11 protein-coding genes are annotated in these 16,204 nt (G+C 42.2%); 6 read left to right on the top strand and 5 right to left on the bottom strand.

Translation table 11 applies throughout. The features are described from left to right. Nucleotides 1-45: 45 nt before the first annotated feature. Nucleotides 46-1,323, bottom strand: coding sequence for a vanadium-dependent haloperoxidase (locus ACWATR_RS17510; protein WP_460334916.1), 1,278 nt, complete (start codon nt 1,321-1,323; stop codon nt 46-48). Nucleotides 1,324-1,636: 313 nt separating this feature from the next. On the opposite strand from ACWATR_RS17510, the gene ACWATR_RS17505 reads away from it, so the two are divergent. After that, entirely contained in the window at nt 1,637-3,706 is a 2,070-nt protein-coding gene (locus ACWATR_RS17505) for a prolyl oligopeptidase family serine peptidase (RefSeq protein WP_460334913.1), read from the top strand. A gap of 139 nt (nt 3,707-3,845) precedes the next feature. Here the strand turns inward: ACWATR_RS17505 and tilS are convergent, their stop codons facing one another. Together tilS and ACWATR_RS17495 are read right to left on the bottom strand one after the other, a co-directional pair. Continuing rightward, nucleotides 3,846-4,841 carry a tRNA lysidine(34) synthetase TilS gene (tilS, locus tag ACWATR_RS17500; RefSeq protein WP_460334910.1) on the bottom strand — a complete coding sequence of 332 codons (996 nt, stop codon included), beginning with the start codon at nt 4,839-4,841 and terminating at the stop codon, nt 3,846-3,848. Nucleotides 4,842-4,927: 86 nt separating this feature from the next. Beyond that, nucleotides 4,928-5,281: a KGK domain-containing protein gene (locus ACWATR_RS17495; RefSeq protein WP_460334907.1), complete on the bottom strand. Its 354-nt coding sequence runs from the start codon at nt 5,279-5,281 to the stop codon at nt 4,928-4,930. Nucleotides 5,282-5,669: 388 nt separating this feature from the next. Between ACWATR_RS17495 and nrdJ the strand changes: the two genes are divergently transcribed. Next, nucleotides 5,670-10,160 carry a ribonucleoside-triphosphate reductase, adenosylcobalamin-dependent gene (nrdJ, locus tag ACWATR_RS17490; protein ID WP_460334904.1) on the top strand — a complete coding sequence of 1,497 codons (4,491 nt, stop codon included), beginning with the start codon at nt 5,670-5,672 and terminating at the stop codon, nt 10,158-10,160. Nucleotides 10,161-10,344: 184 nt separating this feature from the next. Next, nucleotides 10,345-10,563: a hypothetical protein gene (locus tag ACWATR_RS17485; protein ID WP_069072094.1), complete on the top strand. Its 219-nt coding sequence runs from the start codon at nt 10,345-10,347 to the stop codon at nt 10,561-10,563. Nucleotides 10,564-10,779: 216 nt separating this feature from the next. Here the strand turns inward: ACWATR_RS17485 and ACWATR_RS17480 are convergent, their stop codons facing one another. Next, nucleotides 10,780-11,295 carry a hypothetical protein gene (locus ACWATR_RS17480; protein ID WP_460334901.1) on the bottom strand — a complete coding sequence of 172 codons (516 nt, stop codon included), beginning with the start codon at nt 11,293-11,295 and terminating at the stop codon, nt 10,780-10,782. 819 nt (nt 11,296-12,114) lie between these two features. Between ACWATR_RS17480 and ACWATR_RS17475 the strand changes: the two genes are divergently transcribed. From ACWATR_RS17475 to ACWATR_RS17465, 3 genes are all read left to right on the top strand, one after another. Continuing rightward, nucleotides 12,115-13,284 (top strand): pyridoxal phosphate-dependent aminotransferase, encoded by a 1,170-nt coding sequence (locus ACWATR_RS17475; RefSeq protein ID WP_460334898.1) that lies wholly within the window; start codon nt 12,115-12,117, stop codon nt 13,282-13,284. A gap of 291 nt (nt 13,285-13,575) precedes the next feature. Next, nucleotides 13,576-14,013 (top strand): secondary thiamine-phosphate synthase enzyme YjbQ, encoded by a 438-nt coding sequence (locus tag ACWATR_RS17470; RefSeq protein ID WP_460334895.1) that lies wholly within the window; start codon nt 13,576-13,578, stop codon nt 14,011-14,013. A 277-nt stretch (nt 14,014-14,290) separates the two neighbouring features. After that, nucleotides 14,291-15,346: a Rieske 2Fe-2S domain-containing protein gene (locus ACWATR_RS17465; protein WP_460334892.1), complete on the top strand. Its 1,056-nt coding sequence runs from the start codon at nt 14,291-14,293 to the stop codon at nt 15,344-15,346. A 1-nt stretch (nt 15,347) separates the two neighbouring features. Here ACWATR_RS17465 and ACWATR_RS17460 read toward each other — a convergent pair whose 3' ends face one another. Beyond that, entirely contained in the window at nt 15,348-16,046 is a 699-nt protein-coding gene (locus ACWATR_RS17460) for an SDR family oxidoreductase (protein WP_460334889.1), read from the bottom strand. Between the last annotated feature and the right edge of the window lie 158 nt (nt 16,047-16,204).

Genomic DNA, 16,204 nt, shown 5'->3' with positions numbered 1-16,204 from the left:
TGCGTAGTAAAACCAGGGAGAGGTCTTTTGGGCGTCGAACTTACGTTAAATTGGTGTCAGTAAGTTTTCAAACACAAAGTCAGCCAATTGAGTGCCAGACACATAAGCTGCATCTGCATCCCATTGATAATGGACACCGAGATAAACCCGGCTGCGTCCATTTTCTAAGGCTGCTGAAGAGAAACTGTTGAATGTCCGTGTGATTCTAATGCCATTATTGCCCCTGGCCGCTGGATCTTCAGATGTGGCTGTGAAAGTAACATTGTCAGTACCAAAAAAATTCCGCAAGATTCCAGAATGGGTTGCTCCGAAAGTTGCGTGACCAGAGACATACGCCGGGAATGCAGGTGAAAATCGGGTGCCATCAAGATTGGGCGACAGAGGTCTCCAAGTGGGATCGGCGGTAGTTCCAGAGTTTCCGTCTGTATCTGCCAATTGAATTGCACTTTCCGGTCTCCACAAGTCCAAATTGGTGTCGTACTTCGCATCCCAAGCCAAGATTGCTGCATCACCCAAAGCTAACCCTACAAGGGCAAACAGTCGTGCATTCTCGGAAAAGCTTAATCCTCTCAATTTAGACAGAATCTGGGTTATGGTATAAAGTTGTCCAGGTGGCTTGTAGGTTCCATCGAGATCATTTGCCCAGAACAGAGCAATATCAGTTTGCTCTTGAGTGCGATCGCTAGAGTTATCAGAACCAAGCCGTTTTACTTCATTGACTTGAGCAGCATATTCAACACTAGCGAGTAAATCTTGCTTGCTGTAGAAACCCCCTGGTCGAGTCGGACGGAATTTCTTAATCTGTGTTGGCGAGAAAGGTTTAACTTTGCCCCAATTGGGAGTCACTGGAGCGCCAGAACCTGTTGGACGCCAATCACCAGGCTGATTTCCTGGAGTGTAAGGGGTGTTGTCGTTAAAACCGTCCCCTTGTCGATTTTGGATAATTGCTTGAGCTGCTGCTATCCCAAGTTCTTTACCATCATCAATGCTCTGTAGTGACAATCCACTGTTTTCAAGTTCTTTACGGGCTTTTTTGAGTTCTGTGTCGAAGAAGCTTTGGCTTTTCTCCTTGGAATTGGGATAAACACTGACGCTGCTCAATACAGTATAGGCAGCGTAAACAGCTGCCGCTTCTTTAGAAGCTCCGAACGCCGCAGGGATAATTCCTAAATATGGTTTGTAGGTCTTCTCAATAGAATTAACAGCATCAAAGATTGCAGCATGTAATATAGCACCAGTACGAGCGATTGGACCGGGAGCGCCACCGTTTACACGGATTGCTTGTAAATATACATTGTTCCAATTTATAACTTGGTCTAACATAAAATCCTTTGTCTTTATTCTGTATCAGATATTGCATATTGAATTTTTCAAATAGAAGTAGACCAGTTAAAGAGTTCAGCTTCCAAATGAGGCAAATTAAAAAATTAAATGCGCGACGCCCAATAGCCCCTGGGAGACATCGCTTATCTACATTTACTTGCTTATTGAAAGCCTAACGAGACTGCTTATTGCTTACTAGTACCCCAGAGGGTACTCTTTCCCATTGGAATTTTCCCGGAAGTTTGGTCAGTGTATGCTCCACGTCTTGGGTCTATTTTTGTAGTATGTAAAGAAGAACTTTTGACCTAAAATTATGCCTTTTTCTGCAAAATCTCTTACCTACCCATCAAGCTACAAGAGCAATCAAGTCGATAACTACCACGGTACTTCAGTTGCAGATCCTTATCGTTGGTTAGAAGATCCTGACTCTGAAGAAACAAGAACTTGGATTGAGGCACAAAATCAAGTTACTTTTGGCTACCTGAGTGAAATTTCTGCTAAGGAAAAAATTAAACAGCGTCTCACCAAACTTTGGGATTATGAAAAATATGGTATCCCTTTTAAAGAAGGTGAACGCTACTTTTATTTTAAAAATGACGGGCTGCAAAACCAAAGTGTCCTTTACACTCTAAAAACCCTCGACGACCAACCCAAAGTTTTACTCGACCCTAATAAGCTCTCAGAAGATGGGACTATTGCTCTTGCGGGATTGTCTATTAGTGAGGATGGTAAACTTTTAGCTTATGGTCTATCGTCCTCTGGTTCTGATTGGCAAGAATGGAAAGTACGTGATATTGAAACTGGTGAAGACCTCCAAGATCATCTGAAGTGGATTAAATTTTCTGGTGCATCATGGACACATGATAACCAAGGCTTTTTCTACAGTCGCTACGATGAACCGAACGAAAAAACTCAATTAGAAGATGTTAACTATTATCAAAAACTCTACTATCATCAACTAGGTAAACCCCAATCAGAAGACATACTAATTTATCATCGTCCTGACCAAAAAGAATGGGGTTTTAGCGGTGGAGTTACTGAAGATGGACGCTATCTAATAATTTCAATTTGGTTGGGTACTGACTCTAAAAATTTGGTTTTCTTCAAAGATTTAACTAACCCTAATTCTGAAGTTGTAGAACTAATTAACCAGTTTCAGGCAGATTATAGCTTTATCGACAATGATGATAGCATCTTTTATTTCCGCACAGATTTAAATGCACCACGGGGAAGAGTTATTGCTATTAACACGAAAAACCCTTCGCCAGAGAATTGGCGAGAAATCATTCCTCAATCTGCGGAAACTTTGGAAAGTGTTGGCATACTCAATAACCAATTTGTTGCTGATTATCTCAAAGATGCTCACAGTCAAATCAAGATTTTTGACCTCAATGGTGCATTTGTACGCGAAGTTGAATTACCGGGACTCGGTTCAGCCGGAGGTTTTGGTGGTAAGCGTCATGATACCGAAACTTTTTATAGCTATACCAGTTTCACCACACCAGGAACTATCTATCGCTACGATATGATAACTGGAAAAAGTGCCCTTTTCCGTCAGCCGCAGGTAGATTTTAATCCAGATGATTACGAGACAAAACAAGTTTTTTATCAGAGCAAAGATGGTACTAGAGTGCCAATGTTTATCACCCATAAAAAGGGCATAAAATTAGATGGAAATAACCCAACTTATCTCTATGCTTATGGCGGTTTTAATGTCTCAATGACACCTGGTTTTTCTGTGAGTCTTTTGGTGTGGATGGAGATGGGTGGTGTCTATGCTATGCCAAATATACGCGGCGGTGGAGAATATGGCGAAGAATGGCATCAAGCAGGAATGAAGGATAAAAAGCAAAATGTCTTTGATGACTTTATTGGTGCTGCTGAGTGGTTGATTGCGAATAAGTATACTAAGACTGATAAGTTGGCGATCGCAGGTGGAAGTAATGGCGGTTTATTAGTCGGTGCTTGCATAACGCAACGTCCCGATTTGTTTGGTGCAGCTTTACCAGCAGTCGGTGTCATGGATATGTTGCGGTTTCACAAATTTACCATCGGTTGGGCTTGGACTCCCGAATATGGTTCAGCAGATAATCCAGAAGAGTTTCCAGGGATTTATGCCTATTCGCCATTGCACAATCTCAAACCCGATACAGCTTACCCAGCAACCTTAATTACCACAGCCGATCATGACGATCGCGTTGTTCCTGCTCATAGTTTCAAATTTGCCGCAGCTTTGCAAGAGGCCCACGCTGGGAATGCACCAGTTCTAATTAGAATTGAGACGAAAGCAGGACATGGCGCGGGTAAACCCACGGCTAAAATTATCGAAGAAGCCGCAGATAAATGGGCTTTTTTGGTACGTGCTTTGGATGTTGAAGTTTAGATTAATATGATTGTCTCACGCAAAGGCGAGGACATTTGCGTGAGATTTTGTCAGCAATGAGACAAGAAGACTCAGTATTGAGATAGGCTTCTATTTGAGTAAAAAAACACCGTACAAAGTCTTAACTCATCACTCCTAACTATTTCAAACAGATCCAGTCGCCTTCTACTTGAGCGATCGCACCACCAGGAAATGGATCGGTTTGCGATCGGTTGGGCGCTATAATTAAAGCCGTTAATTTTTCGATGTGTTCAAAACTAGGTGCATCAGTCAGTATTTGCTGCAAAATCTGACGCATCACCCGACGTTGCAACGCCAATGGTGCGTTCTGCAATACCCGACGATTTAACCTCAAGGGAAGAAAATGAGTCAGAGAATCTTCTTCATCTCCAATCCCCAATGCCCCATCCCGCAACTCCTGGGCAGCTTTTTCTAAATATTCCACTTCTGCTTGGAGAAGTTCTGCTGTTTGAGCTAAGGCTGATTCTACTTGTGGATTAAAATTATCTCGCAAATATGGTAATAACTCTTGGCGAATGCGGTTGCGAGCGTATTGCAAATCTTGATTGGTGGAATCTTCCCAAATTGGTAATTTAAATTCTTGACAAAATTGCTCTGTTTGTGAGCGAGTAATTTCTAAAAGTGGGCGCACTAGCATAATCCCTGTAGTTAGAGGGCGTTGCCAAGTTAGGGCTTGTAAACCATCAGCACCAGTACCGCGAATTAAATTGTAGAGGAGAGTTTCGGCGCGATCGCTGGCGGTGTGTCCTGTAACTATATATTGATAATTATTTGCCTGTGCGATCGCACTTAAAGCTTGATAGCGCCAATCGCGTGCAGCAGCTTCACTATTTATCGGTTTGTTTGCTGTTTCTAAATAAAAGGATATACCCCAAGTTTTCGCTAAGTTTTCGACGTGTTTAGCATTAGCCTCAGAGTCAGAACGCCAGCGATGATCGCAGTGCGCGATACCTAAATCCCATCCCCATTTGGATTGTAAATCTAAAAGTAATTTTATTAAACACAGAGAATCTTGTCCGCCGGAGACAGCGACTAATAGCCGTTGGTTGCGCTCAAATAAGTGGCGCGATCGGATGGTGCGATGTATTTTTGCATGTAGCGGAGTCCATACCATTTTATTTTTTTCAGCGCACACGGACAAAGACAATTTTCTATTATATAGGTGTCTACCAACGTGCATCGAAGGTTACAATTTTGGGATTAATTTTCACTTTCATTGAGTTGCTGCCGAAGGTCATCGAGGGGAGAGATTTCCTGTTTTATTTCTAATCCATTTTCTTCTTGTTTATCTTCAATTTCAGTTTTATCAGGGCAAAATTCTAGGCGCAATCTAATTTTGCCTGTCCGCCATTGTTGACCAGGTATTAAAAGATAACATTCAAATCCTTCGTCAAATACTCTTGATCCTGACGATGTACAGTGTTTTGCCCAAATTTGTTTTACTTCGTCTAAAAGCTGAAAGATTATTTGAGTGCGGGGTAAATTTTCAAATTCTTCTTTGTGAAAATGCACAACATCATCATCAGGATTTAGAAGTTCCCATTCATCATTCATAATCAATTTCCTGTAACTCAATTTATAGTTCCCAAAACTTCGGAATTAATTGTTTAGATTTAACTTGCAGCCACAACTTGTTTAACTGTCACCACTGAGTTGGGGGAAAGTAATGAAAAGTCCTGAGTCCCAAGTGTTGAGTAGTTATAATCAGCCTGAATATGAGGTGATAGAGGTAATTTACTTATAACTTAATCTGTGCTAATTAAAACTTAGTATATGTCTCATACCCAAGGGTGAAGGACATTATACATCATAAATCTCTGTTGTAATTAGTGCAGGGTAGAGCTAGCGTAAAGTGGACAATTTGACAATCTTTAATACTCAAACTACTTGGCGTATAGTCATAATCTGTCCGCACGCAACAAGAACGCAAGACACTTAATATATGGTTCAAAATCTCGAAAGAACACGCCAGAGTGCAAGGTTTCCAGAAACAGCACCGGCTGCAAATCCCGTATTTTTTAGAACCTATAGCCGCCGTACAAAGGCGGGACTAAGGGAAACATGGGATGAGGTATGCGATCGCACTCTACAAGGCTTAGTGGAGTTGGGAAAGCTAACTCAAGAAGAAGCTGCCACACTGGATAAGATGCAGCGCAACTTGAAAGCTATGCCCAGTGGGCGCTGGCTATGGGTTGGTGGTACAGATTGGATCACCAAGCCCAAGAACTTTTCCGGGGCATATAATTGCACCTCTACCAATCTCGAAGACTGGAGTGCCTTCGGCTTAATGATGGATCTGGCAATGATGGGCTGTGGTACTGGAGCCGTCCTAGAACCGCAATTTATTAACCAGTTGCCCCCCATCCGTAATCAATTGAATGTCACTGTAAAAGGTGAAATTGGCAGCACTCCTGTCCAACAGCGACGTGAATATACTGAAACTCATATAGAAGGCAATAACGTCACTATTCACGTTGGAGATAGCCGTGAAGGTTGGGTTGAATCATATCAAGCCTTATTAGAACTCTCTACTGATGAACAATTTTCAGCAGAAGTTGAAGTATTAGTTGATATCAGCGATGTCCGCAAAGCAGGAGAAACTCTCAACGGCTTTGGAGGAGTTGCAAATCCGGTGAAATTGCCCGGACTTTATCAGCGTTGTGCATCTATTCTGAATAAAGCTTTAGGACGACAATTAAATTCAGTTGAATCCTGTCTATTAATCGATCAAGCTGCTGTCACAATTGTTGCTGGTAACATTAGGCGCTGTCTACCTGAAGATGCCTTGGTTCATACTTCCAAAGGTCTTGTTCCCATTTGCGATGTCCAAGTGGGTGATCTGGTACAAACTCCTTTAGGATTTCGGCGAGTTGTTGATAAATTCGACCAAGGATTTCAAGATGTCTATGAAATTGAAACTAATGCGACTTACCCTAGAGCAACTTTAAACCACAGACAAGCAGTTCTTGCAGATGCTCAAGGGGGAATTACCTGGAAGTCAATTGCAAATCTAGTTGAAGGCGATCGCCTACAGCACAATACACAAATTCTACCTGGTACAGTTACCCATCTCCCCCCTGATTTTACTGAATCTCGACCGTCAAACAGTCGCACAGTTAAATCCTTTATAATTCCCGAATTGACATCTGAGGTTGCTTGGCTAATTGGGTTAACCCACGGTGACGGCTATATTGCTCTCGGTCGCAATAAATATGATAAGCCCTACGGCCGGGTTGAATGGGCAATGAACAGCTTAGATACAGAACTCACAGCTAAAGTTCAAGCCAAAATAGATGCTGCTTTAGCTTTATTTGGATTGACTGCTACTCATGGGATCATCAAGGGCGAAAACACTGCCAAATCAATCTGCTCATCTATTCGACTAGCTGAATACTTCCATCGCTATATCAAGCAACCTAATATTTCCCTAGCAATTCCTAGTTTTATTTTGCAAGGTTCAGTAGATATCAGGGCGGCTTACCTAGCTGGATTAATGGACAGTGATGGTGCTGTTAATAACCGACCCCCTCACTTAGTTACCTCAGTCTATCGCTCATTTATTAGACAAGTGAGTGCCGTTTTATCCAGCTTAGGTATCGCTGGTAGAATTAGCATTACCCATCCACAGCAGCCAGGATGGCAGGTTAAGTACAACCTCACAATTCCAGCCCTCAAAGAGCGTTATAACGCCCTGATTGCACCTCACTCACTCAAGCGAGAACTGCGTCAAGGACTCAAGATGTATGGTTTCACCGTCCCTGGTGCAATCATGCGGGAAGCTTACACCTATAGCGAGATGCGAGATATGGGCTTCCAAGGTTCTCGCACTGTTGATGCCAATTATGAGCGCTATATCGTTGAAGCTGATATCTCGTTAGATATTCCAGTCAGTGTTAAAGGACTGGGCAGTTACGATCATGTCCACACTTACGATATTGAAGTCGAAGAAGCTCATTGTTTCTATTGTGATGGCTATCTGACACACAATAGTGCTGGCATGAGGCAAGGTTCTAGCGAAGATAGTTTATTTGCCGATGCCAAAGATAACTTATGGCAACAAGATGAAAATGGCAACTGGCGAATCGATCCAGAGCGTGATGCACTCAGGATGGCAAACCATACCAGAGTTTTTCACCGCAAGCCGACCTTAGAAGAATGTGTTGGTGCTGTCCGCAAACAATATTACAGCGGAGAGGGAGCGATTCAATGGGCTGGTGAAGCCGTAGCGCGATCGAATATTGATTTGCTACCAACACAAGCTTTGAAAGTTAGTTTTTTGCAAGCTTATGAACAAGGAACAGCAAAAGAGTGGTTAAAAGAACATGATCCAAATCTTGATGCTAATGAGCTAGAACATCGTTTGCAGCGATATGGTTTAAATCCATGCGGAGAAATTATAGGTGCTAATTTCCACTGTGTAAGTGGTGATACTTTACTCATCACTAGAGATGGAATGCATAAAATCAAAGATGTTGTTGGAGATGACATTGAGATTTGGAATGGTCAAAAATGGAGCCAAGTAACACCTTTTAAAACTGGTAGCGATCGCCATCTATATCGAGTCAAATTTGCAGATGGTACTTACTTGGATGCAACTGAATATCATCGCTTCTTTGTAAAAGATAGATTTGATAAAGAATACAAAGAAGTGCAAACCAAGGATTTGATGGATGTTAGTAGATATGCCATTCATACTGAGCCTTTTATGATTCAGTATGAAAGTGGGTTAAATATCGATCCAAGTTATGCCTATACTTTGGGGATAGCTGTAGGAGATGGAACTACAGATCAAAATGGTAATGCCAAAGTTAGACTCTATGAACAAAAAGCAGCTTTATCTGTAATCGGAAGTAAGTCTCCTGAAAGAAATTATGACTACTTACCAACTTTTATAGATGTAACAGACTTAGGTTTTTCTGGAGAATTTTTAAAGAGTTTAAAAACAAATCCAGAGTCACTGAATGTAGTTGCTAGTTGGAATCGCCCAGCAATTTTGCACTTTATCGCTGGTTTAGCCGATACAGATGGCACCAATACACATAGCAATGGCATTAGGATTTACATTTCTGATTACGAACGTGCGTATCGAGTGCAGTTATTACTAACTAAATGCGGTATCCGTTCTTCTTTAAATCTCTGCGCTCATAAAGGGTCAGTAACTAACTATGGTGTTCGCAGTCAAGATTTATACTACTTGCAAATTACTGACTGTGGACAAATTCCTTGCCAGCGTTTGGATGTGAGCAAAGGGTGTGACGCCAAATACAAAGGTAAATGGCAAATAGTCAGAGGTGTGGAAGAATTACCAGGTTTACACGATACTTATTGCTTCAATGAACCGGAACATCACAAAGGAGTATTTGGTAATACTCTTACTGGGAACTGCAATTTGTCTGAGGTTCACCTCAATCAAATTGACCCACGTAACTACAAAGAACAAGAGGAGGCTTTCACCGCTGGGGCGTTATCTGTAGCAGCACTTTTAAATCACAAATTCCTGGAACCACGCTATCAATACAGCCGTGAATTAGACCCAATTGTGGGAGTTTCTTTTACAGGTTTATTTGATTTCTTTGTCCATGCTTTTGGTGTTGATTGGCTGCGCTGGTGGGAAGAAGGAAGACCTGCAACTCCACAAGGATTAGCTTTCAAGCGTGAGGAAGAAAAATATCTAAGTTCTTGGAGAGATATTGTACATCGGGTAGTTTGGGATTATTGCGATCGCCACAATTTCAAGCGTCCAAATCGCTGTACCACAGTGCAACCCAGTGGTACTAAGGCTTTGTTAACTAATGCTAGTTCAGGATGGCATCCCCCAAAAGCCCAAAGATTCATTCGCCGAATCACTTTCGGTAAAAATGACCCAGTAGCCTTGGCTTGTATTGACTATGGTTACAACGTCATTCCCTCCCAATCAGACAAAGACGAACAGGGCAATTTACTGAACGATCCCTTTGATCCACGGGTGAGTGAATGGTTGGTGGAAATCCCTGTTTCTGTAACTTGGGCTGATTTACCAGGAGCTGATGAAATTGATGTTTCTAAGTTTTCAGTCTTAGCCCAATTTGATTTTGTCCTTCAGGTTCAACGTTGGTACGTGACTCACAACACATCAGCAACTTTAGAACTCCGCTCCGATGAAATCGAACCTTTGGGACAGCGCATTTATGAAACCATCCAGAATGATGAGGGATATATTTCAGCCGCTCTTTTAGCCCGTTTTGACGATTTGCAATCATTCCCCCGTTTGCCCTTTGAACCAATAGACAAATCCACCTACGATCGCTTAACTCAAGAGGTGAAAGCGCGGCGTAAAACAGATGATTTCTGTGCAGTCCTAAGCCGCTATGATTTAGGCGAAATGTCAGAGGCCGGCCCTAGTGGTTGTGATTCTGATAAGTGTATGTTTCCCGATCAGCAACCAAGCTCATAAGGTGAAATGACTGGGGACTGGGGACTGGGGAAGAAGCAATGGGGCAGGGAGCAGGGGGCAGGGGGAGACAAGAAGAATAACCGATGCCCAATCCCCAATCCCCAATCCCCAATGCCCAATCCCTTAACACGTTACGATCAATTAAGAAGTAATAATTTTTTACGGCAGTGCCAGGAGTCTCTTAATGTTCATTAATGAATTGTCACCTATATTCAGAGAATTTACTCAGCATCCAGTCTCATTTGTGGGTGGGTTCTTCTCTGGTGTGCTTCGCCTTAACCTTGCCGACGATCCTGTTAAAAGCTGGCTGGATAAGCAGATTCGCTCAAATAGTTACACCAGCAACACAACGGACGCGCATAATGGCAAAGCCACTGGCCCTCAGCAGATTTCGATTGACTAAAAACTCCCAGAATACATAGTTGAATTTACTACAAGACAGGAAGTCAGTGCTGCCGACGGCAGCGCTGACTCCTACTTTATATAGCCGTAGTCACACAGGTTAGGACAGCGTTGATTGCTCAAAGCCTTGAAAAAACAGGGTTTTTAATCAGCACAGGCTAAACGCCCCGCTATCCATGTACAGCACTCAGAACTTATTGTATTGTTTGGAAGTTCCTTAATCCTTGATTGGCACTCTGAGCATGAGTGCCCCCACAAAGTCAGATGTAGGGCCGGCAGGATAATTGATGTGGCAAAGCGCACACTCCGCTCTAAAGTTGCTGAGGGGGACTGAGCGTCGATAGTACCATTTTCTATCCACGCGCTGGACAGACGTGTATGCCTGTCCCGCCAGTGCCAGCGCGTTTGCCTGACGCTCGAAGTTGTCGTAGGGGCGATCGCTTTGCCGAAGCGGGCCAACGGTGCCGACTAACCGCATATCCTTGTTCTGATCATTAAATATCAGCGAGATGGAATGCTTACCCTGCTCCACGTTATCCACTGTGGTTTCGTCGAATTCCTGCGTCAGCGCCGCGAACAACGTGTTGAGCATGAGATCGCTCGTCTCTTGGGCAAACTCAATCTTCGGAGTTGGGGGTGGATAGTCAAAACCACGAGCAATTGATGTGAAACCGAATCCAATGACGAAGATCAGCACAAAAATTCCATAGCTGACTAGCTTTTTCAGACCCATTCTCTTATTCCTTTGGTTTTATATGGTTCCTGACTTATACCAATCCTGTGTGAAGATACACATAATTAATACCCCGATGTAGTATTCCCGTGATAAGAGGGAACGGCGTAGCCGGGGAATAAATATATACAACTTCACAAAGAAACGATATCAGTAACTCTGCATAACAGATTGAACCTTTACCGAAGAAAAGTAAGGAGAAGAAGGCAGAAGAGAAGAATTTATTTTCTACCTGCCAAAGAAGTATGTTCACGTAGTATTTTGTAGAATCTTATCATATTGATCAGGGAAAATACTAGTACAGGACTACGTAAATCTAAGTACCATCCCAATTAAGAAGACAAGTAGGGGCAATTCATGAATTGCCCTTACTTGAGCAACTTGTTAAACATCGTTCGTAGTGAGCGATTCATCGCTCAAAATCAGGATTATCAGAACTAAAGCAATACAGTTCAGATAAGCCCAAAACACTTGTAGAGACGGCGATTCATCGCGTCTTCAAAGACAAATTATCTACACCAGTAACCTTAACTGAACCGTATTGAGGACTAAAGTTCTTAATACAAAGTTTAATTTATTTACGCCTAGCTACTTAAGTGGGTGAATAATAAGAAAACAACTTGATAGAACTACGCGCGACCAGTTGTGATCAATAAATTAATATCACGACTAGTACAGCACGGCGTAAATAAACCACCCATTCCCAATCAACAAAACCCTTACGCTGTCTTAATTTTTAATTTTTAATTCCGCCTTGCGGTACTAGTCGGTTTTTATCCTATAAAAAGATACTAAAACCAGGTCTATAGGCATCAAAACATGGAATCCCTAACCTCTCGTATGCACGCCGTACAGTCACCGATTATTCCTGTGGTTGGGGAAATGATTAAAAATTCTCCTGGAACAATCTCTCTGGGACAAGGTGTAGTTTATTACAGCCCACCACCTGAAACCAGAGAATTTTTGCCCAAATTTCTGGACGAGCCAACTAATAATCTATACAAATCAGTTGAGGGAATTCCCCAATTACTGACAGCACTTGCAGAAAAATTGCAAGCCTTCAACGGCATTGAAATCAATGGGGAAAACTCCATCGTCGTGACAGCAGGGAGCAATATGGGATTTATGAATGCCATTCTTGCTATTACTAACCCAGGCGATGAAATTATTCTGAATACGCCCTACTATTTCAATCACGAAATGGCGATCGCAATGGCTGGTTGTCATCCAGTATTAGTGGCGACGGATGAAAATTACCAACTGCGTCCAGATGCCATCGCTCAAGCAATTACTCCCAAAACACGGGCTGTGGTTACAATTTCACCGAATAATCCGACTGGAGTTGTCTATTCTGAAGCAGCATTGCACCAAGTAAATCAAATTTGTGGCGATCGTAGTATTTACCATATCAGTGATGAAGCCTATGAATACTTTACCTATAACGGGGTAAAACACATTTCACCTGGTGCATTTGATCATAGTAGCGAGTACACCATTTCTCTCTATAGCCTTTCCAAAGCATACGGTTTTGCCAGTTGGCGTATTGGCTACATGGTAATTCCCAAACACTTACTTGTCGCCATCAAAAAAGTCCAGGATACAATTTTGATTTGTCCACCAGTCATTTCTCAATATGCAGCTTTAGGAGCATTGCAGGCAAAAGAGGAGTATTTGCAGAGTAATATAGGAGCGCTTGCTCAAGTACGCCAACTAGTATTAGACTGCCTTAACCCGCTACAAGGCTTATGTAGTATTATCCCCGCCAATGGCGCTTTCTATTTTTTCCTCAAAGTTCATACCCAGATGGATGCTTTTGAATTAGTTAAAAGACTGATCCAAGAACATAAAGTAGCAGTCATTCCAGGTACAACCTTTGGCATGGATAATGGATGCTATCTACGCGTTGCTTATGGGGCGCTGCAAAAAGAGACGGCAAAAGAAGGTATAGAAAGATTAGTGCAAGGTTTGGAAACTATAGTTAGGAATTAAAAGTCATTCAATTTTGGATTTTATACAAATTTTAAAAAAGAATGCGACAAATAGACCATTTGTAGAGACGCGATTCATCGCGTCTTTACCCAAAGATGTGTTGCAATCACTAATTGAATGGTATTAGATTTTTTCTTCAAAAATCCAAGTTGCGCTGGAAGCGCACCAAAGGCGCGACCCAAAATCTAAAATTGACAGAGTTAGAAGTTGATATTGTTGATATTAAATTGATGAGTGCGTTAGGCTGTTTTAGCGTACCTCATCTGTAATCTAAAATATAAAATTCCCCAGATGCAAATTATTAATAAGTTAATTGAAATTGAAACTGAGCCAAAAATAAATATTCATAATATCACTCCACAAATCCAAGATTTTATTGCCTCAACATCAATTAAAAATGGACAAGCCTTAGTATTTTCTCGACACACAACAACAGCATTAGCTATCAACGAAAATGAAGTCCGATTGCTAGAAGATATAAAAGTGTTCTTGCAAAAATTAGCACCTGAATCGGACAGCTATTTGCATAATGATTTGCATTTAAGAGATGTCCCGGAAGATGAACCGATTAATGCCCACTCTCATTTAATGGCAATGATGCTGACCACTAGTGAGATAATTCCCATTGTGGATGGTAAATTAGCTTTGGGAACCTGGCAATCTGTGTTGTTTTTTGAGTTGGATGGGCCGCGTAAAAGAACGGTATTTGTCCAAATTTCTGGTGAATAATGCAACTTCACCGCTAAAATCCTCCCAGAACAACCCAAATCTTAGAGAATTACGAACATGACCAACAATTGTATCAGTTGAATTTACTTACAGTAATTAAAAACCTGAAATAATGTTTTCAAACATAACCTTCCTCTCCACAAACCAGGACTTTTGTTGCGTCAAAAGCAGACGTAATCATACCAATTTTAGATTTTGAATTTTAAATTAAAAGTCCTTACCAAAAGTCTGTTCCAGTAATGTCCAATATACTATCTATTTCAATTCGGTATTAGTTATGAAAAATAACGATAATTTTTTCTTGCGTAATACTTGGTACTATGCTTTGCCTAGCGATCAAATCAAGCCAGGTATGATGATTAGCCGCATTTTCTTGGGTGAACCAGTGCTGCTAGTCCGCAGCCAGGATGGGAAAGTCTCTGCGATGCGGGACATTTGCCCCCATCGTGGTGTGCCCTTGAGTTGTGGTAGATTCGATGGGCAGGAAGTGGAATGCTGTTATCATGGTTGGCGCTTTAACCCGGTTGGAAGTTGCACTGCAATTCCGTCTCTTGTAGAAGAACAGCAGATGGATTTGAGTCGCTTCGATGTACAGTCTTATGAAATTCGCGAAGTCCAAGGAAATATTTGGATATATATGCCTGATCCAGATAACCCTCAACCTCCTGCTTCTGAGATGGAAATTCCGTTAATTCCAGGGTTTGATGAGCGTTCCCCCCAGTTCGTAGAGGTTGTGAAATTCCCCTGTTTTGTGGATCATGCAGTAGTCGGTCTGATGGACCCTGCTCATTCACCTTATGTTCATCGCGCTTGGTGGTGGCGAAATGAGCAACTGCACGAGGAAGTGAAACAATTTGATGCTTCGCCCTACGGCTTTACGATGCGACGACACCGATTACCAGAGAATGGGGGTCGATTATACTGGCTGATTGGCGGTGGTGTACCAGAAACGGAAATTTCTTTTCGTTTACCTGGAGTCAGAATAGAAGAAACCACTATTGGCAAGCATCGAGTCGTTAATTTAACGGCAGTTACACCCATTTCAGACACAGAAACTGAGGTAACTTTTGCTCTTTACTGGACACTTCCTTGGGTGGGATTTTTCAAGCCACTGCTACATGTGCTGGCGCGCACTTTCCTTGACCAAGACCGAACGGTTGTGGAAAAACAGCAGATTGGTCTGAAATATAATCCTGTACTACGGCTGATTAAGGACTCAGATATGCAGGCGCAGTGGTATTACCAGTTAAAGCGGGAGTATGCTCGGTCTGTCGCTGAAAAACGAGAATTTGTGAATCCTGTTAAGGGTCAGATACTCCGCTGGCGTGCTTAAATTACTCCAAACTAAATTCTGCAAATTCTCTTTGTCCGAATAGCATATTTCGGTCTACGGCTGACAAGATTTTATTATTGGTGCGTTGGCGCAGCCCGCCGTAGGCATCGCTATTTAAACAGCGACTAACTAACTGCGCCACATCTGCACGATTGATGCTACCAATAATCTGCGGATCTTCAGTCAAAACGCCATTACCCGTTGCTGGTTCTGACTTGAGTCCACCTGGGCGGATGATTGTATAGGTAAGTCCACTGGCGATTAAGTGTTGTTCAGCTTTGTCTTTCTCAACTAAAACTGTTCCCAGTGCTGCCAAAACTTGGGGTGACAGAGCAACAACACTATTGCCAGCACCAATGGAAGATATGAGAATAAACTTTTGCACTCCAGCTTTAACTGCTGCATCGATCAGATTTCTATTACCAGGGTAATCTGCTCTTTCTCCGTCTGTCGGTAAACCGCCAATTGTACTGATAACGGTGTGAATCGGTTCATCTGTCAGGATTGCGCGTTCTACATCCTCAACATTCAAAGCATCTCCCACAACTGCTTGAATACCTGTTTTCTCTAGTTCAGCCGCAACTGCTGCTGTTCTCAGGAGTGCTTTGACCTTTAGCTGTTGTGCTGTCAGATATTGAGCAATTTCTCGACCAACACCGCGACTTGCTCCAGCCAGAAAAATATAAGATGCACTTGTCATAATGAATTTAACTACTTACGCTCCAAGGATTTTATCAGAGGATTGGCAGTACTTAATAATTCCTCAAGCAACTGAGTTCTTCTGGTTGGTGGCGAACATAATACCCATTCAATTAATGATTGCAACACATCATTGGGTAAAGACGCGATGAATCGCGT

This window comes from Nostoc sp. UIC 10890 (assembly GCF_054786515.1).
Note: the sequence above shows the minus strand (reverse complement) of the source record. Positions and strands in the feature narration are given on the sequence as shown.

Excerpts from the sequence above, each read along its gene's own strand:
- ACWATR_RS17485 (WP_069072094.1), top strand. The coding sequence starts at position 10,345 with ATGTTCATTAATGAATTGTCACCTATATTCAGAGAATTTACTCAGCAT.
- ACWATR_RS17495 (WP_460334907.1), bottom strand. The coding sequence starts at position 5,281 with ATGAATGATGAATGGGAACTTCTAAATCCTGATGATGATGTTGTGCAT.
- nrdJ (WP_460334904.1), top strand. The coding sequence starts at position 5,670 with ATGGTTCAAAATCTCGAAAGAACACGCCAGAGTGCAAGGTTTCCAGAA.
- ACWATR_RS17470 (WP_460334895.1), top strand. The coding sequence starts at position 13,576 with ATGCAAATTATTAATAAGTTAATTGAAATTGAAACTGAGCCAAAAATA.
- ACWATR_RS17475 (WP_460334898.1), top strand. The coding sequence starts at position 12,115 with ATGGAATCCCTAACCTCTCGTATGCACGCCGTACAGTCACCGATTATT.
- ACWATR_RS17510 (WP_460334916.1), bottom strand. The coding sequence starts at position 1,323 with ATGTTAGACCAAGTTATAAATTGGAACAATGTATATTTACAAGCAATC.
- tilS (WP_460334910.1), bottom strand. The coding sequence starts at position 4,841 with ATGGTATGGACTCCGCTACATGCAAAAATACATCGCACCATCCGATCG.
- ACWATR_RS17505 (WP_460334913.1), top strand. The coding sequence starts at position 1,637 with ATGCCTTTTTCTGCAAAATCTCTTACCTACCCATCAAGCTACAAGAGC.
- ACWATR_RS17465 (WP_460334892.1), top strand. The coding sequence starts at position 14,291 with ATGAAAAATAACGATAATTTTTTCTTGCGTAATACTTGGTACTATGCT.
- ACWATR_RS17460 (WP_460334889.1), bottom strand. The coding sequence starts at position 16,046 with ATGACAAGTGCATCTTATATTTTTCTGGCTGGAGCAAGTCGCGGTGTT.
- ACWATR_RS17480 (WP_460334901.1), bottom strand. The coding sequence starts at position 11,295 with ATGGGTCTGAAAAAGCTAGTCAGCTATGGAATTTTTGTGCTGATCTTC.